Source organism: Deinococcus aquatilis DSM 23025 (genome assembly GCF_000378445.1).
Lineage (GTDB): Bacteria > Deinococcota > Deinococci > Deinococcales > Deinococcaceae > Deinococcus > Deinococcus aquatilis.
This window is the reverse complement of the sequence record NZ_KB899695.1, coordinates 1-17174: the sequence shown is the minus strand read 5'-3', so window position 1 is coordinate 17174 and position 17174 is coordinate 1. Positions and strand designations below refer to the sequence as shown.

Sequence of the window (17174 nt, the reverse complement as noted above, 5' to 3'; positions counted from 1 at the left end):
CGCAATTTTGGAGGCCGAATGCCGCTCTACGCTCTCGCCGAATCGTCACCCGATCTTCACCCCAGCGCCTTTGTTGCCCCCAGTGCCGACCTGATCGGGCGCGTCACTGTGGCAGAGGGAGCCAGCGTGTGGTTCGGTGCAGTGCTGCGCGGCGACCTCGAACCTATCGTTGTCGGCGCGGGCAGTAATGTTCAGGACGGAGCCGTACTGCACAGTGATCCCGGCTTTCCCTGTACGTTGGAAGCAGGCGTCACCGTGGGCCACAGGGCCATCGTGCATGGGGCGTGGTGCGGTGCGGGCAGTCTGGTGGGCATGGGTGCTGTGATGCTCAACGGCAGCCGACTGGGAGAAGGTGCGGTGCTGGGAGCCGGGGCGCTGCTGCCCGAAGGCCGCGAGGTGCCCGCCGGAATGCTGGCGGTGGGCGTTCCGGCGCGGGTGGTGGGGCCAGTGAACGCGCCCGCCAACGCCGACAGATACAGGCAGAATGCAGCGCGTTATCTGGCAGAGTTGCAGCCTGCCCAGACAGAGGCCGGAGCATGACCGGACGCGACGACGCCCGCAAACGCCCCGGTGCCGGGGGCCGAAGTGGGGAAAGCAGAAAAGACAGTGGGGACAATAGAAAGAACAACGGGGGAGAGACGCGTGAGAAGAACGGCCAGCAGCCAGAGCTGGAGCAGCCCGCAGAGTCGGTGCAGATTCAGCCTGCAAATGCCGCCTCGCCTGTGCCAACGACGCCTGTGCCAACCGCCAAACCGTCCCGCAAATCTGCCTCGCTGCCCGGTCCGGTAGCCCTGTCTCCAGCAACTCTGCCTCCAACTGCCCCGCTGCCTGAAGGGCCGCCCAGATCAGATACTTCTGACCTGCCAGAAGCCGACCTGCCAGAAGCTGGGAACGACGATGAGCCGGACGGCCTGACGCCCGAGCTTGTGCCGATGTTCCCCGGTGCAGGTCCCTTTCTGGCGCGGTTCCTGCCCTATTCGCCCCCCACCCACGCGGGCCTGAATCAGAATTTCTGCGATCTCCATGCCTTCCTGAAATATCTGCATGAGGCCGCGTGGTACGGCTACCTTCAGGCCAGCCTCGGCGACCAGACCGCCTATGTGCTGCTGTTCGAGGGCCGCACGGTGACGGCGGCGGCGGCCAGCGCCACGGGTGAGCAGGCGTTGGGCGAACTGCTGAACCTGTACGAGCAGGGCGCGTCCCTGAGTGCCCATCCGCTTCCGGCGGTGCTGGCGCATGTGCTCAGCGGCGTCGGCAACCGTGCCTGGAAGTTCAACCTGACCGAAGATTTCACGGGTCTGCACGCCCGCCCCACCGGAGCCATCTTCTATGCACGCGGCGAAATCGTAGCCACCCTGCCCGCCACCCTGCCCTACGAGGGCGCGTTTCCGGCCCCGCTGCGTCCCCAGACCCTGATTCTGCCTCGCAGCCTGGCGGGCTGGGCACACCATCAGTACACGCTGACCCTGCGTGGCAAAGACGCCATGAACGCCATTACGGGCGTGTATCAGCAGTTCCGCACCCAGCACGGCCTCGCCGGAATCGCCTTCTTGCGTGCGCTGGGCGAAAATCTGACCCCAGCCGAATATGCCACCAGAAGTGACGTCGCCCTGCACGACCTGGAACCGCTGGTGCAGGAATTTATCAAGACAGGCTGCGTGCGCGAAGGCTGAGGAAAGGGTGGCGGGTCGTGGTCGCAATCCAGGACACCGGAGTTAGGTACGTTGTACTTGGTGTTGCGCGTTTCCAGAACAGCGCCAGAATCCCAGTGCAACGTACTTCTTTCGGCAGTCGCTTCGCCCGATTCATCTTGAGATGAACGTTGATCTCTCTGGCAAACGGCGAGGGCAACGAGCGGAACGGCTGTCTGAGTTCATAAGCCCAAACATCTGCTGGAACGCTCTTCGCCCTCCGCTCAGCGCATCGTGCGGGGCAAATCCTGTGAGGCCAGAATCTTCTTCGGCTCGCGGAATTCGATGTTTTCCCACTCGCCTTCTTCGGTCACTTCCAGGGCAGGATTCAGGCGGCGAAAGTAGGCCACGAGGTTTTGCACCAGATCGTCGGGGGTGCTGGCGGCGCTGGTAATCCCCACCGAGGTCACGCCGCTCAGGTTCAGGCTCACCACGTCGGTATCAGTTTCCAGGCGGTAGGCGCGGCCACAGGTCTCTGCGGCCAGTTCGAGCAGGCGCATGCCGTTGCTGGAATGCGTGCTGGTCAGCACCAGAAAGGCATCGACGTGGGGCGCGATGTTCTTCACGGCATCCTGACGGTTTTTGGTGGCGTAACACAGGTCTTCGCTGGGCGGAATCACCAGCGCCGGAAAGCGGGCCTTCAAAATATCCACCGTGCGCCGGGTATCGTCCACACTGAGGGTGGTCTGGGTCAGGACCACGAGGCGTTCAGGGTCAGGAACCTCCACGGTGTGAGGGTCGTGCAGTCCCTCACCAGTTTTGCCCAGTACGCCCACCAGCACAGTGTGTTCAGGGGCTTCGCCGCGTGTGCCGATCACTTCCTGATGCCGGGCACTGTCCCCGATGAGCAAAATGGTGTAGCCCTCCCGTGCGTACTTTTTGGCCTCGGTGTGCACTTTGGTGACCAGGGGGCAGGTGGCGTCTATGGTTGCCAGACCCAGTTGCCGCGCCCGCTCGCGCACCAGCGGGCTGATGCCGTGGGCGCTGAAGACCACCGTTTCGCTTCCGGCAGGCAGAGCGTCTATGTTGTCCAGACTTTCCACGAAATGCACGCCGCCCTGTTTCTCCAGACGTTCTACAACCGTGTGGTTGTGCACGATGGAATGGTAGACGGTCACGGGTTTGGCTTCCTCACGGGCGGCCCGCTCCACTGCGCCGATGGCCATGACCACACCCGCGCAAAAGCCGCGCGGCTTGGCCAGATAGACCCGCTGAACTGTCACTGAGCTTGACCTCTCACGTACCCAGTGTAGCGGTGGCGGCAGCCCTTAAGGGTGGGATAAACGGGAAACGGGCAGGTCGGCGGGCGTCGCGGCGCTGCCCGGTGTCACATTCCGCAGCCACCATTCAGGCGGTACAGGGCGGCTGTGGTTGGCCCACACGTCTTCAAAGCTGCGCTCCTGCTGCTGCACTGCTGCCAGATCGGAGGTCGCCAGCGCCGCCTCGGCCAGCCCCAGGTTCCCCCACGCGCTGAAATGAAAGTTCATGCTGCCTGCCAACACCATCCGGCCATCCACTGTCAGGGCTTTGGTGTGCATGGCATAGGTCACGTAGCGGGCTTCAAACAGGTCTTCTCTGCCAAGTTGCCGCGCCATCAGGCGGATCAGCGCCGCGCCGCTGCGGTTGGGGTCCCTATCTATCCCGTAGTCCACCATCAACACCCTGACCCGCACCCCGCGTCCAATGGCGTCTACCACGGCCCGCAGGTATACGGGCAGGGTGTCGTAGGTGCAGTCGTCGGGCGTCAGGTAGCCGTACCAGCAGGGCAGCAGCGGGCTGAAGGTGGCCTGCATCAGGTCGACCTGGGTGGTGGCGGCACCAAGCAGGCTGATATGGGCGCGGTCTGCGAGGTCGAATCCGGGGCGGCGGAACAGCATGAAGGCCCGCGCTGTGCCGGTCAGGACGGCCTGACGGGCGGCAGCGGGATGGGACGGCGGGTCGGGGTCGCCCAATGTACACACGGTGGAAACCTGCTCTGGCGGCGCATCTGCGGGGCAACGCACCTGCTGTGAGTGCCGCCAGAGGTCGTCGAAGGCGGCCACGCCGTCCTGGGCCACTGGCCCGGTCATGCGGAGGCCCAGGTCGTGCAGATCGTGCAGAGCGCTGCTCCGGGCATTCTGGGGCAGATGCGTGTCGGTGAAATTGAATCCGGCCACCGTCAGATCCTGGCCGTCAATGATGTGCAGTTTGACGTGGCTGTGTGGAAAATAGCGGTAATTCAGCACGCTCAGGCTCCAGCCCGCTTCCTTGTCCAGAAAGGGGACGCCCAGCGTTCTGAGATCGCGCACGAGGGCCAGCGGCAGCGTGGCCCAGTCTGAACGCAGCAGGTCGGGGAAGTTGCCCAGCATCAGCCGCACTGTCATGCCCTGCGGATAGGCGGTAGGATCGGCCTGTACCCGCAGATACAGGTCGCGCACTGCCAGCGCAAGTGTCCAACCGGGGCGGCCCTCGCCCGCATGCCACTCCATGCTTGCCAGCAGGACCTCGGTTCTGGCCTCCCGAATCTGTGCTGCAATCTGGTCGAAGGCGTCTACCGGAGTGTCCGGGCTACGCGGCACCCGCTGATATTCCACGAAAGAGTTGCCGCAAGACAGGTCGGGGTGGCCCCCAGCCGTCGTCACGCGCCACACGGCCAGTTCCAGCGGATCGGTGGGCGGCGGGCAGGCCGCGTTGCTCAGATTCAAAGGAGACGCAGGCAGCGGCGCACCCAGAAACAGGGGAAGTTCGACAGCACGGGCCTGTCCCAGCAGTGCCAGGGCCACCAGCGCCAACAATCCAACTCTTGTGTATGTTGCTGACCAGCCCACTACAGAGGCATGCATGAATGCCTTACCCTACTGCGCTGCCCGTGAGGCGAAAGCTGTAAATCTGACGTCCTGTTCATACAGTCGCGGGTCGTCTGGACAGCCGGGGCAATTTGAGTCGGAGGAACCTGGCGCGTCCTATGCTGAGGCCGATGCAACGACTTTCAGATGGGCCAGCCCGCCGCAAAAGAGCGGTTCGGGCGCGGCGGGGTTGGACGTGGGTGGCCGTCATCCTGGGTGTGCTGCTGGTACTTTTCGCAGCCTCGGCTCTGCGCTCCGGCCTCGCCCGCGCCGCTTCCCCCAATCCTTTTATGGTGTCTCCGGCGTGGAATCTGGCCCATCAGGGCGGTGAGTTGCTGTGGCCCAGCAATACGCTGCTCGCTTTCCGGGAAGCGGCGGCGCTGGGCGTGCAGATGCTCGACACCGACATGCACGCCACCGCTGACGGCAAGCTCGTCCTGTCTCACGACGATACCGTTGACCGCCTGACCAACGGCACGGGACGCATTCGTGACCTGACGCTGGCCGAGTTGCGGCGGCTGGATGCGGGGGCACGCTTCAGCCGCGACGGGGGCAAAACCTTTCCTTACCGGGGCCAGGGGCTGACCATTCCCACGCTGGAGGAGGCGCTGGCGGCCCATCCGAATCTGCCCTGGACGATAGAGATCAAGCAGGACACCCCCAGCATCGCCGTGCCCTTCTGCGCTGCCCTGCGCCAGCGCCAGGTCACGTCCCGTGTGATCGTCGCCAGTTTCAGTGACCGGGCCATGCAGGATTTCCGCGCCGCCTGCCCCGAAGTGGCGACGAGCATGACCGAAAAGGAACTGCGCCCGCTGGTCATTCTGAGCAAGGTGGGACTGGGGCGCGTGGGTCTGGCGGGCCTCGCCTCTGCACCGGGCCGGGTGGCGCAGGTTCCGGTACGGGCGGGCGGTATAGAGGTGGTCACCGCCAGTTTTGTGGCCCAGATGCACGCACGCGGCGTGGCCGTACATGTCTGGACCATCAATGACGCCGCCGAAATGAGGCGGTTGCTGCGGCTGGGCATAGACGGCATCGACACCGACAGGCCCAACCTGCTCAGACGCGTGCTGGCGGAAGAAAAACGCTAGATCTACAGCCCACGTCCCACGTTTAATCCACCACTGTAAAACCCAATACCTCGGCCTGTTCTACGAAGAAATTGATGTTCTCGGTGAGGGTCTGTGCGCCCAGGCTCTTGCGGTGATGCTCTCCGGTGGCCGCGATAATCAGCGTTTCGGCCAGACAGGCAGGCACCGCGCCTTCTCCAAATTGCAGGTCTATGTTGCTGGTCATGGAGCCGGGGGGCCGTACCACACCACCAGGAATCACGCGTACGCCGGGAATGGCTTCGACGCTGATATCCACGTCGGCGGGCCGTCCCTCATCAAAAATCCAGGCCCCAGGTTTCACATGCTGAGGAAAAATCACCGGGTTGGGGTCGCTGGTGGCCGTGAACATCAGGTCCGCCTCGCGCAGGGTGTCGTAGCTGGTGGTCGTGACGATTTCGGTGTCCTTGTTGGCGCGGCGCAGAGTGTTGGCACTGCGTTCCAGCTTTTCCAGGTCGCGTCCCAGCATGATCACTTTGGCGACCTGCGGCGCGATGGTGCGGGCGATACCGAAGGCCACCACGCCGTTTGCGCCGACCACAGCGGCAGTGGCCGCCTTCAGGTCGCGTCCCGATCCTGCAAAGTGGGTCAGAATTCCGGGGATGGCCGCCTTGATGGTGCCGCTGGTATATGCGCCGCCATTGGTGATCGTGATCTGCGGCACGGCAGCCTGCACGTCCACGCCTTTGTTGCCCACCACACTCCAGAAGGCTCCCAGCCCGAAAACTTCGGCCCCCAGCTCGTGCGCCAGCCGCGCACCCTCGATGGCCCGGCGAGTGGCGAGTTCAGGAGCGTCCCGGAAACGGTCGGGCAGCAGGGGGCTGCTGAGCAGATAACAGCGAATCTCCTTGCCCTCTGCCGTGCGGATGCCGTGCAGTTCGCCTACTTTCATGGGCCGCAACTCGTCGGCAAACTGGCGCACCGTGGATTCACTGATAATGCCGCGCTCCAGGAGGGGCTTCATCCACGCAAAGCGGCGTGACTGCCAGAAATTCTCCAGGGTCATGGGGTGGATCATGAAGGCAGCCACCACCACGTCGGCGCGTTTTCCGGCCATCGGAACTTCCTCGCCCACACGCGGTTCAGTGCCGTCTATCATCCGGCCAAGGTTTTCCTTGAAGCGCCAGGTGGCGGCCACCAGCAACCCCAACGCGGCCAGTTTTGCCGAAACGCCCAGCGGCAGAAGGGCCACAGCCAGAGCAAAAACGCCCAGGCCCGCCACCGTGGCCGCGCCGATGTATCCCCAGAATCCAGCGACAGCGGCATAGATCAGCACTGGCAGGGCTGCCACCCACAGCGGTACGGCTCCGGTGGCCGACAGACCCGCCAGGATGCCCAGCAACACCAGATTCCCCCGGCCACGCGGCAGGGTGGGGCCGTAGAGGGCACGCGGCGGATTCAGGTGCCCCAGATAGGCGGCCAGTGCCGCCAGGATCATCACCTCGGGCAGGGCCAGGCTGGAGGCCATCAGCACGGCAAAAAAGCCCTTGCCAGCATCCAGCGCCGCGCTTGATACCGCCAGTCCTGGCCCCACGCGCCGCAACATATTTTCTATGCCCAGGTTATGGGCGTTGTTGATCCGCGAATCCACGCCAGAGCGCCTGAGCAGCCAGTCTCCCAGCGGCAAACTGCCCACCAGAAAAGCGACGACAAGCAGGAGTGCGGAAAGGAACAGCATAAGGGTCAATATACCCCGTCTGTGAATAGGGCTGGATTCTCCACGATCCCCCGGTCTCCTGCTTCCTGAAGAAGAGCGTGCACCAGCAGAGTGCCTGCGCTGACAGCGGGATTGGGCTGCAAAAGGACTGCGTGGGCAAAGTCCCTCTCTGCTTCCAGCTGTCCTCACCGCTCCGTCAGGTGGGCGGCTTAAACTGAGCGTCATATGAAACGCCCTCTGATGCTGCTGGGTCTGGCCGCCGTTCTCGCCTCCTGCACGCCTGCCCTGGTTGGCCCTCCCACGGGGCGCATCGTGAATAACACTACAGGTGAAGAAGGCACCATCAGTTTTGTGAGCGGTTCGCTGCAACCGCGCCTGGGTACATCCAGACTCGACAATAACGCGACCATTCAAATTGGAAACCGAACCTATGTGGGCCGCAGCGTGATCATAGATACGGCCAGCCCTGCGCCATCCCCGCTGGACTTCGGCCTGTCTTTCAATTTTGGCAATGCCTGGGACTTCAATGGCAACCGCGATCCGTACCTGGGCGTTGGCGGTAGTGCCCGCACTCCAGCCCCGCGCCTCGTTTCGCGCACTGGCAATCTGATCGCCCGTACCGACGGCAATGCATCCCGTACCCTGACCTGCACTCTGACTGTAGATGTGCAGGAACACGGTTACGGCGACTGCACCGACAGCGGCGGCGTGCGCTACGTCCTGCAATTCTGAACCCGGCCTCACATTTTGCAAAAGGAAAAGCGCCCAACCGTTGTTTGCCTCTGCGGAAGCACTCGCTTCCTGGCCGAATTCGACGCAGCAAGCCTGACCGAAACCTTGGCGGGTCGCATCGTTCTCAGCCTTGGCAGCCACCGCACTCCTGATGCCGAGGCTGTGGCCCATCTGACCGCAGCGGAGCAGACAGAACTATTTGACCGCCTTGCCGTTCTGCACCGTCACAAGATCGATCTGGCCGACGAAGTGTTGGTCATCAACGTGGGGGGTTATCTGGGCCAAAGCACCCGTGCAGAAATTGCCTATGCCCAGCAGCAGGACAAACGGGTACGCTATCTGCAAGAGCAATAGAAAGACGCGGGAGGCCGAAGCTTTCCGCGTCCTTCTATGGAGTCTTTTGTCGAACTATTTCTGAACTGATTTACGCCTGCTGGTACATCACGGCCCGCTTGACTTCCTCGATCAATTGCGTGATCGGGATGTCGCGGGGGCAGGCTTCGGTGCAGTTGTAGGCCGTACGGCAGCGCCAGACGCCCGTATTCTGGTTCATGATATTCAGGCGCTGCTGGGTGGCTTCGTCGCGGCTATCGAAGATAAAACGGTGCGCCTGCACGATGCTGGCGGGGCCGAGGTAAGAGCCGTTGACCCAGAAGATCGGGCAGGAGGTGGTGCAGCACGCGCACAGGATGCAGTTGCTGGAGTGGGCCATCCGCTCCGCGAGTTCCGGCGACTGGATCCGCTCGGCGGCGGGTTCCGGCGACTCGTTGATGAAATAAGGCATGATCGCCTTGTAGGAGTCGAAGAACGGCTCCATATCGACCAGCAGGTCTTTTTCGACCTTCAGGCCGCGAATGGGTTCCACGGTGATCGTGTCGCCGCTCTTTTTCACCACGTCGCGCAGCAGGGTTTTGCAGGCGAGGCGGTTGCGCCCGTTAATCAGCATGGCGTCGCTGCCGCAGATGCCGTGGGCACAGGAACGGCGGAAGGTCAGGCTGGGGTCTACGTACCATTTGACGTGGTTGATCACGTCCAACACGCGGTCTCCGGCACTGGCTTCCACTTCGTAGGTTTCCCAGTGGGCTTTCTTGTCTTTTTCGGGGTCAAACCGCAGCACCTTGACCTTGAGGGTCATCATTGCCGCAGCGGTGGCGGGAGTGCTGGGAGTGATTTGTGCTTGGGTCATGTCAGTCCTTTTGGGGAGGTGAGGTGTGGGATGTAGGTTGTGGACTTACCGTCTCTGGCTTCAAGTTTTGCCTACAACCTACTGCCCACGTCCCACACCCCTTTAGTACACTCGGGGCTTGGGTTCAAAGGCTCGCGTATACCCTTTCAGGCTCACGTCTTTGTAACCGATCAGCACGTTGTTGTCGTTGTTCAGGTCTTTGTAGGCCATCGTGTGCTTCAGCCAGTTGGCGTCGTCCCGTTCGCCGTAATCCTCGCGGTCATGTGCGCCGCGCGATTCGGTGCGGTTCAGAGCGCTGGCGGTCATGGCCTCGGCGCAGTCCAGCATAAAGCCGAGTTCCATGGCTTCCATCAGCTCGCTGTTGTACCGCTGGCTGGGATCGGACACGCTGACGTTCTTGTAGCGGGCCTTCAGTTCCTTCACGATGTCCACTTGCTTTTCCATGTCCGGGCCGTTTCTGAAGATGCCCACGTTGTTCATCATGGTTTCTTGCAGTTCCTTGCGGATCAGGGCGGCGTTGTCGGTGCCGCTGGCATTCTTCATGCGGTTCAGCATGTCCTTGCTCTCGGCTTCCGGGTTTTCGGGCATGGGCGCGTAATCCACCTGACGGGCGTACTGCGCGGCATAAATCCCGGCGCGGCGTCCGAACACGATCAGGTCTCCGAGGCTGTTGGTGCCGAGGCGGTTTGCCCCGTGCAAAGACACGCAGGCCTGTTCGCCCGCCGCATACAGACCCTCGATGCTGCCGCCGTGGCCGTCGCTGAGGCACAGGCCGTTGACGTCGGTGGGAATGCCGCCCATCGCGTAGTGGGCCGTGGGTTGAATCGGCACCAGATCCTTGATCGGGTCGAGGCCGAGGTAGGTGCGGGCCAAGTCCGTGATTTCGGCCAGCTTCTGCTCGATGGTTTCACGCGGCAGGTGGGTCAGGTCGAGGTTGATGGCGTCGCCGTCACGGCCCACGCCCCGGCCCTCGCGGATTTCGGTGATGATCGAACGGCTCACGATGTCGCGGGGGGCCAAGTCCTTGATGGTCGGCGCGTAGCGTTCCATAAAGCGTTCGCCCGTGCTGTTTCGCAGAATGCCGCCTTCACCGCGAATGCCTTCCGTGACCAGAATGCCCAGCTTCGAGAGGCCGGTGGGGTGGAACTGATAGAACTCCATGTCCTCTAGGGGCAGGCCCTTGCGGTAGTAGATGCTCATCAGGTCGCCCGTGAGGGTCAGTGCGTTGGACGTGATCTTGAAAATACGCCCGTATCCGCCCGCCGCCAGAATCACGGCTTTGGCATGGTAGGTGTGAATCTCGCCCGTAGACAGGTCGTAGGCCACCACACCCCGGCAACGCCCGTCTTCGATGATCAGGTCGGTGACGTGGAACTCGTTGTAGAAGGTGGTTCCGGCTTTTACATTCTGTTGGTACAGGGTCTGCAAAATCATGTGGCCGGTGCGGTCTTTGGCGTAACAACTGCGTTCTACGGCAGCTTTACCGAACTCGCGGGTATGGCCCCCGAACTTGCGCTGGGCAATCTTGCCTTCCTCGGTGCGCGAGAAGGGCAGGCCCATGTGTTCCAGCTCGTACACAGCTTCGATCACGTCTTTGGAGAAAATCTCGGCGGCGTCCTGATCGGTCAGGTAGTCGCCCCCCTTGATCGTGTCGAACATGTGCCATTCCCAGTGGTCTTCTTGCACGTTGCCTAGCGCCGCGCCGACCCCGCCCTGAGCCGCGCCCGTGTGCGAGCGGGTCGGGTACAGTTTGGAGATACAGGCCACGCTGACATTGCCCTTGGCGGCGTAGAGGGCAGCCATCAGCCCCGCGCCGCCTGCTCCCACCACCAGAACGTCATAACGATGATGCATAGTTGGTTTCCTTTATTCGGATGAGAAGAGTTGCAGCTTAAACAGGTCGTTCAGACCGCAGATCAGATAGCGAACAGGCCAATCGTGCCGAACGCGAAGATCAGGGCGATGACCGTATAGAAGATGCCCTTGACCCAGGCCCGGTTAGGACGTGAGCGCACGTAATCCTCAATCGAGTAGCGTGCGCCGTTGGCTCCGTGCATCAGTGCCAGGGCCAGGATCAACCAGTCATAGAATTTCCATGCCGGGTTGCTGAGCTTGCTGACCACTGCATCGAAGGTGGCGTCGGCCTCACTGACCTGAATAAAAGTCATGTAGATGTGGCCGAGGATCAGGAAGACCAGGATCAGGCCACTGATTCTCATGAAAATCCACCAATTCAGTTCGGCGTTGGAGTGCGACTGCTGCCGCGCATCGGTAAAGGTGCGAGCACGAATCATTAAAAGCCTCCGACCAGTCTGGGGTACAGGCGATATGCAGCGTACACGGCGCTCAGCACGCTGATGAGCATCACGGCGTACCACATCTGCCGCTGGTAGGCCACGCCCGCACCCGTAAAGTCCATAACAATGATCCGCAGACCATTGAAGGCGTGATAGACGACACCTGCCGTAATGAAGACCAGACCGATACGGAACGGCCACAGGTCATACGTGTGATGGATGGCCATATAAAAACGCTCGCCGAAAATGAATGATCCGATGCTAAATACGTGCAGCAACAGATAAGCCAGAATCGCCAGCCCGGACAGACGGTGGAGCAGGAACGCCCACTGCCCCTCTCTTCCTCGGTACATTCCTCAGTCCTCCTCAACAGTTCGCGCCTACCGCACCGCCCGGGGTTGATACTTGGCTAGTTCCGAGTCGGTGCGCTTTCGTGTGGGTGAGGGTTTCACGCCACCATGTCAGACTGCTCCAGAATACCACCCGAAAACGAAAAGACCCTGTCACCAATGCAGTGTTTTCTCGGCTGCCCCGCATGGATGGACGCGCCTGCGATGACAGAGCCAGTCCAGAGACGTGGTCGGATGGTGGCGAACCTCGTCGTCTTTTGCACCGGGTCCATTCTCCCGCGTATGGCTGAAAACACCGTGCTTCCTGATGCAAATGCAGCTGGGTTGGCCTGGGTGGGCCGCATCCAATTGGGCCATGAATAGAGTAAGGTAGCGGCGTATGACTCTCGGCGCTTCCCCCCCTCCAAACGATGGCGAATACGCCCGAAAACTCGCGCTGGCTATTCTCGGTACCCTGCAGTCCAAAGGGATTTTGACGGCTGCCGAAGTCGATTCCATCATGCTGGCCGCCCGGCGTGCCGCCCAGACCGCCGCCAGCCAGAACGCAGCTCGGGTGGCTCAGACCAGTACCCTGCCCCCGGTCAAGTTGACTGCGCCCCGTGCCACACAGGCTGCCGCCCCAGCAGCAGGCACTGCGGGTTGGGTCAGCGTGCCCGGAAGCCAGTCGGTGACACCCGCCACACCTATCGTGCAGGCCAAAATCATGGCGCAGGAAAACACCTTTACTCCCAGGGTGCGTCCTCCCCAGCCTGTACCGGAAGCAGAGGCCAAAACTGACAAACCGCCTGTCATCGACATGCAGTTGGACTGAGGACGGACCAAAGATGCTGGGTTATGGCGGTCAACAGTGGGCGTGTTGAGCAGATGCCGGGCTATTCACGCCGCCAGCAACAGCCTGAACCTTCGGGCGAGTTAAGCAAGTTGTCCTGCTGGACTGGACAGATGACCTGAACAACCTGAAGCTCAGGGCGGGGGAGACACCACAGTTTCCCGCGCCCTGATTCTTGGTTCAGGCCAGTTGGCGAGCGCCGCGCCCAGCAGGATGACACCCGCCGCGATCCAGACCGCTCCGGCCAGTCGTTCGTGCAGTACAGCGGCGCTGAGAAGCAGCGCAACAGCGGGCGCGAGGCTGTTCCAGACGGCTGTGCGGGCTGCGCCCAGGATGTTGGCTCCGTTGGCCCAGGCCAGATAGGCCAGGACATTGGCCCCCAGTGCACTGACCACGATGCCCAGCACGGTCAGCGGTGCGAGTCGGTTCAGGTCGTGCAGGTGTGGCACGGCCCACAGCAGATAGGGCAGGCAGCCCAGCATCAGACTGAAGGCCACGAACGGCAGCGCCCCCAATTTGGCCGTCAGCGGGCGGTTGAAGAGTGTGTAGCTGGCCCACGCGCCCGCTGCGGCCAGCACCCATCCCAGGCCGCCGAGCGTCACATGTGCCCCCGGTTGCAACGTCACGGCCAGCAGCCCCAGGAGTCCGGTGAAGGCCACTGCCACGCCCGCTGCCTGCCGCCCACTGACCCTGTGGCCCAGCAGCAGGCCCAGCGGCAGCACCAGCACAGGCACGATCCCCGTGACCAGGCCGCCCACGCCCGCCGGATTGGCCCGGATAGCGGTCAGAAAAAAGGCCTGAAACAAACTGTTGCCGACGAAACCCACCAGCGCCACGGCCAGCCAGGTACGGACATCCCAGCGGGGCCAGCCGTGCGCACGCACGCTCAGGGCCACCAGTACCCCGCCCGCGATCAGAAATCGCCCGACATTGATGGTTTCGGCACTGGCGCCGCCCAGCAGGGCCTTCAGCAGCACCACGTTTGCGCCCCACATCATGACCGTCAGCAGCACGCCCACCAGGGCACGCCGTTGAACTACTGCGGCAGGGGCCGTCATGGACAGAGGTCAGGCGCAGCGGCGGTCTGGAATCTGGCGTTGGAGTGTTGTGGAGTCACGGGCCAGAGCATATCCGGCCCGGTTAGAAGCTGTCCCGATACGCTGTCCGGCGGGCAGTGAGGAAAATGGACAGCCTTTGCCCGCGCCAGATCACCTGCTGCCAGTCCAGCAGAGTCAAAGCGGGTCAAAGGAGGCAGCGCTGAGAAAAAGAGCGCGATACAGCAAAAGCGGGCAGCCTCAGCCACCCGCTCTGCTCGGTCAGCAGTGTTTACAGCTCGACCGTATCGTTTTTGCCTACGTTCTGCTGCTTGCCAGTGATCGCGCCCTTCGCCATCTGAATAAAGCTGCGAATCTTGCCGTCGCTTTCCCAGTATTCCGCGCCGTGGGCATGGACTTTGATCAACTGGATGTTCGGGTCTTCCTTGCCGCCCTCGAAGTACGTCTTGTAAAAGTCATTCCAGAGTTCGTCCAGCTTGGCGCGGTCTTCGACCAGTTCTGCCGTACCCGTCAGGCTGACATAGCTGCCTTTTCCGGGGTTGGAGAAGCTCAGATTCACTTCCGGGCGGTGGCGCATGTCGTCGGTGGATTCGGCGTCCTTATTGCCCAGGAACCAGATATCGCCGTCAAATTCCTGCTCCTGCGTGGTCATAGGGCGCGAGTGCAGGCGGCCCTCCGAGGTCACGGTGGTCAGCATGGCAAACTTCACGTCCTTGATGATGGCTGCCACAGCCTTGATGCTCTGTTCAGGCGTCGTGTCGGTGGAGTTCTGATCGGAGTTCTGGTTGCTCATAAGGCCGAGCTTGGCACGGTTCTTGTGGCGTACTTTGGCGGCTGACGTACCGTCTCAATACCTTCTCAATGCTGTCTCAAGAAAATGGACAGGTTGCGTGAGCCGGGGCATTCAGCCTCCGTAATTCTCAGGCTTTGGCGGCCTTGGCGTGGGCTGTATCGGGCACATTGCGGACCAGCAACACACCCAGCATGAAGAAAGCGGCGGCGATACCGAAGACCAGCGTGTAGCCGAAGTTATCGCTCTGACGGTTTCCCCAGTCCAGCAACGCGCCCTGGGGTGCGCCTACAAACTGCGGCCCCACGAAGGCCACATGCCAGATTCCCATGTCGCGGGCATAAGATTTGGCGCTGGGCATGGCGTCACTTCCCAAGGCCCAATCCACGCTGGTAAATGCGCCGAAGCCCAGGCCGAATACCACGGCCAATGCCAGGGCAGTGCCGAATCCGGGTGCGATCAGCAACAGAATGGCGGCAATCGCCATCGTGGTTCCTGCAACGTAGATGACGGGTTTTCGGCCCACCCGGTCACTGATTCGCCCGCCCAGAAAGGCACTCAGGATAGAGGCGACGATGATGCAGGCGGCCAACAGTGAACTGGCCGTCACCCCGTCCTTCTGATTCAGAACATCTACGCTGTAGTACTGCAAGAAGGGCTGCACGCTGTACTGGCCCAGCGCAAACAGCACCCGCGTAATAAATACCCACAGAAACGGCTGATAGGCGAAGAGTTGTCGCCAGGACAGCGTGGGGCCAGCCGAGAGTTCGGGCGCGGGCGTATCTGTTTCGGGCACGCCGCGCATGGTGATCAGGGCCGGAACCAGCAGCACCACGGCAATGACAGCAAATGACACGAAAACGGGCAGATTCAGCGTGCCGACTGCAAAGGCCACCACCGCGCCCAGCAGTTGGCCCACCGCCTGAAGCATGCCCATGACGCCGCTGTAACGCCCACGCAGAGCGGGCGGCACAAGTTGGGGAATCAGTGCGCTGTACGGCGCCGTGGCGTAGTTGTTGCCAAACTGCACCAGCAGAAAGCCCAGCACATACACCAGAAATCCGCTCATGCCTGTCATCAGTGAGGCGGCGAGAGCCATCACACCCAGACCCACCAGATTCACCGTGAGGCCCAGCCGGATATAGGGCAACCGCTTGCCCGTGCGGTCGGAGTGTGCGCCCACCAGCGGCGGCAGCACCAGCGCCATAATCGCGCCCACCGCCGTCAGAATGCCCAGATACGTGCCCTTGTTGGTCTCGCCTACGAAGCCCACCACGTTGGCCGGAATAAGGATGATCAGCAGCAGGAGCCAGTGAAACGCCGTGCCAAACCAGAACGCCGAGAGCGTCCACGGCGACACAGTGGGCGCGGCAGGCGCGGGAAGTGAAGAGAGGGTCATGTGACGCGAGTATAGGACGGGTGAGGTCTGCTCCCTGTCTTGAGTGTGGGGAATTTTTCCCTTCCGGGCAACTGGCTGTTGCTTACCTAACGCCCGTTTGGTTACCCACTCAAATTCGCTATGCTGCCAGCCTATGAACAAAGTGTATCCGAGTGCGGAGGCAGCGCTGGCGGGGGTGGTGGCCGATGGTCAGACGGTGGCGGTGGGGGGCTTCGGGCTGTGCGGGATTCCCGAAGCCTTGATCGCCGCACTGCGCGACAGCGGGGTCCGCGACCTGACTGCCGTGAGTAACAACGCGGGCGTGGACGGTTTTGGGCTGGGCTTGCTGCTCGCCACCCGTCAGATTCGCAAGATGATCTCCAGTTACGTGGGCGAGAACAAGGAATTCGAGCGCCAATATCTGGCGGGCGAACTGGAACTGGAATTCACCCCGCAGGGCACCCTGGCCGAGCGGATGCGGGCCGGTGGTGCGGGCATTCCGGGCTTCTATACCAAAACCGGCGTCGGCACGTTGGTGGCCCAGGGCAAGGAACACAAAGACTTTGACGGGCAGACCTATCTGCTCGAACGCGGCATCGTGGCCGACGTGGCGCTCGTGAAGGCCTGGAAGGCCGATACGAGCGGCAACCTGGTGTTCCGCAAGACGGCACGCAACTTTAATCCGGTGGTGGCAAGCTGTGGGCGGGTGACGGTGGCCGAGGTGGAGGAAGTGGTGGCGGTGGGCGAGTTGGACCCCGATCAGATTCATACGCCGGGGATCTATGTGCAGCGGCTCCTGGTCAATGCGGCCCCAGAAAAACGTATCGAGCAGAGGACGGTGAGGCTCTGATGGCCTGGACGAGAGAGCAGATGGCGGCGCGGGCGGCGCAGGAAGTGCAGGACGGCTTTTACGTGAACCTGGGGATCGGCCTGCCGACCCTGGTCGCCAATCATCTTCCGGTGGGAATCGAGGTGATGTTGCAGTCCGAAAACGGACTGCTGGGCATCGGGCCGTTTCCCACCGAAGCTGAAGTGGATGCGGACCTGATCAACGCGGGCAAGCAGACGGTGACGGCCTTACCGGGGGCCAGCTTTTTTTCGAGTGCGGACAGTTTTGCCATGATCCGGGGGGGACACATCGATCTGGCGATTCTGGGGGCGATGCAGGTGAGTGCGTCGGGGGATCTGGCGAACTGGATGATTCCGGGCAAGATGGTCAAGGGCATGGGTGGGGCGATGGATCTGGTGGCGGGGGTGCGGCGGGTGGTGGTGCTGATG

Annotated in this window: 18 protein-coding genes; 8 read left to right on the top strand and 10 right to left on the bottom strand. The window is 62.2% G+C overall.

Features of this window, described 5'->3' with window-relative positions; genetic code table 11:
* Window positions 1-18: 18 nt before the first annotated feature.
* Together F561_RS0100095 and F561_RS0100090 are read left to right on the top strand one after the other, a co-directional pair.
* Window positions 19-540 carry a gamma carbonic anhydrase family protein gene (locus F561_RS0100095; RefSeq protein WP_019007895.1) on the top strand — a complete coding sequence of 174 codons (522 nt, stop codon included), beginning with the start codon at window positions 19-21 and terminating at the stop codon, window positions 538-540.
* On the top strand, window positions 537-1673 hold the full coding sequence (locus F561_RS0100090; protein WP_019007894.1) for a hypothetical protein: 1137 nt from the start codon (window positions 537-539) through the stop codon (window positions 1671-1673). Before F561_RS0100095 ends, F561_RS0100090 begins: the two co-directional genes overlap by 4 nt.
* A gap of 242 nt (window positions 1674-1915) precedes the next feature.
* On the opposite strand, the gene ispH is transcribed toward F561_RS0100090, so the two are convergent.
* Window positions 1916-2914 carry a 4-hydroxy-3-methylbut-2-enyl diphosphate reductase gene (gene ispH, locus F561_RS0100085; protein WP_019007893.1) on the bottom strand — a complete coding sequence of 333 codons (999 nt, stop codon included), beginning with the start codon at window positions 2912-2914 and terminating at the stop codon, window positions 1916-1918.
* A gap of 45 nt (window positions 2915-2959) precedes the next feature.
* A complete protein-coding gene (locus F561_RS0100080) occupies window positions 2960-4513 on the bottom strand; it encodes a phospholipase D-like domain-containing protein (protein ID WP_051096773.1) in 1554 nt (517 codons plus the stop codon).
* Between the two features lie 134 nt (window positions 4514-4647).
* On the opposite strand from F561_RS0100080, the gene F561_RS0100075 reads away from it, so the two are divergent.
* Window positions 4648-5604, top strand: a complete 957-nt coding sequence (locus F561_RS0100075; protein ID WP_245556391.1) for a glycerophosphodiester phosphodiesterase family protein — start codon at window positions 4648-4650, stop codon at window positions 5602-5604.
* Between the two features lie 22 nt (window positions 5605-5626).
* Here F561_RS0100075 and F561_RS0100070 read toward each other — a convergent pair whose 3' ends face one another.
* Window positions 5627-7300, bottom strand: a complete 1674-nt coding sequence (locus F561_RS0100070; protein ID WP_019007890.1) for a glycerol-3-phosphate acyltransferase — start codon at window positions 7298-7300, stop codon at window positions 5627-5629.
* A gap of 204 nt (window positions 7301-7504) precedes the next feature.
* Here F561_RS0100070 and F561_RS0100065 point away from each other — a divergent pair, with 204 nt between their 5' ends.
* Window positions 7505-8011, top strand: a complete 507-nt coding sequence (locus F561_RS0100065) for a lipoprotein (protein ID WP_019007889.1) — start codon at window positions 7505-7507, stop codon at window positions 8009-8011.
* Between the two features lie 105 nt (window positions 8012-8116).
* On the top strand, window positions 8117-8365 hold the full coding sequence (locus tag F561_RS0100060; RefSeq protein WP_211214784.1) for a hypothetical protein: 249 nt from the start codon (window positions 8117-8119) through the stop codon (window positions 8363-8365).
* Between the two features lie 70 nt (window positions 8366-8435).
* Here the strand turns inward: F561_RS0100060 and F561_RS0100055 are convergent, their stop codons facing one another.
* The 4 genes from F561_RS0100055 to sdhC all read right to left on the bottom strand — a co-directional run bounded on the left by F561_RS0100055 (window position 8436) and on the right by sdhC (window position 11847).
* A complete protein-coding gene (locus F561_RS0100055) occupies window positions 8436-9197 on the bottom strand; it encodes a succinate dehydrogenase iron-sulfur subunit (protein WP_019007887.1) in 762 nt (253 codons plus the stop codon).
* A 102-nt stretch (window positions 9198-9299) separates the two neighbouring features.
* A complete protein-coding gene (gene sdhA, locus F561_RS0100050; RefSeq protein WP_019007886.1) occupies window positions 9300-11051 on the bottom strand; it encodes a succinate dehydrogenase flavoprotein subunit in 1752 nt (583 codons plus the stop codon).
* 62 nt (window positions 11052-11113) lie between these two features.
* Window positions 11114-11491, bottom strand: coding sequence for a succinate dehydrogenase hydrophobic membrane anchor subunit (locus tag F561_RS0100045; protein WP_019007885.1), 378 nt, complete (start codon window positions 11489-11491; stop codon window positions 11114-11116).
* The gene (gene sdhC / locus F561_RS0100040) at window positions 11491-11847 is read right to left on the bottom strand and encodes a succinate dehydrogenase, cytochrome b556 subunit (RefSeq protein WP_019007884.1); all 357 of its coding nucleotides are present in this window, start codon (window positions 11845-11847) and stop codon (window positions 11491-11493) included. The genes F561_RS0100045 and sdhC overlap by 1 nt, the downstream gene beginning before the upstream one ends.
* A gap of 376 nt (window positions 11848-12223) precedes the next feature.
* Here sdhC and F561_RS0100030 point away from each other — a divergent pair, with 376 nt between their 5' ends.
* Complete coding sequence (locus tag F561_RS0100030; protein WP_019007882.1) at window positions 12224-12655, top strand: hypothetical protein; 432 nt, start codon at window positions 12224-12226, stop codon at window positions 12653-12655.
* Window positions 12656-12807: 152 nt separating this feature from the next.
* On the opposite strand, the gene F561_RS0100025 is transcribed toward F561_RS0100030, so the two are convergent.
* The 3 genes from F561_RS0100025 to F561_RS0100015 form a co-directional block, all read right to left on the bottom strand.
* Entirely contained in the window at window positions 12808-13731 is a 924-nt protein-coding gene (locus F561_RS0100025; protein WP_019007881.1) for a DMT family transporter, read from the bottom strand.
* A 268-nt stretch (window positions 13732-13999) separates the two neighbouring features.
* Window positions 14000-14521: a pyridoxamine 5'-phosphate oxidase family protein gene (locus F561_RS0100020; protein ID WP_019007880.1), complete on the bottom strand. Its 522-nt coding sequence runs from the start codon at window positions 14519-14521 to the stop codon at window positions 14000-14002.
* Window positions 14522-14648: 127 nt separating this feature from the next.
* Window positions 14649-15917: an MFS transporter gene (locus F561_RS0100015; protein ID WP_019007879.1), complete on the bottom strand. Its 1269-nt coding sequence runs from the start codon at window positions 15915-15917 to the stop codon at window positions 14649-14651.
* A 133-nt stretch (window positions 15918-16050) separates the two neighbouring features.
* Between F561_RS0100015 and F561_RS0100010 the strand changes: the two genes are divergently transcribed.
* A complete protein-coding gene (locus F561_RS0100010; protein WP_019007878.1) occupies window positions 16051-16746 on the top strand; it encodes a CoA transferase subunit A in 696 nt (231 codons plus the stop codon).
* On the top strand, window positions 16746-17174 hold a 429-nt coding region (locus tag F561_RS0100005; protein ID WP_019007877.1), incomplete at its 3' end, for a 3-oxoacid CoA-transferase subunit B. The genes F561_RS0100010 and F561_RS0100005, both read left to right, overlap by 1 nt.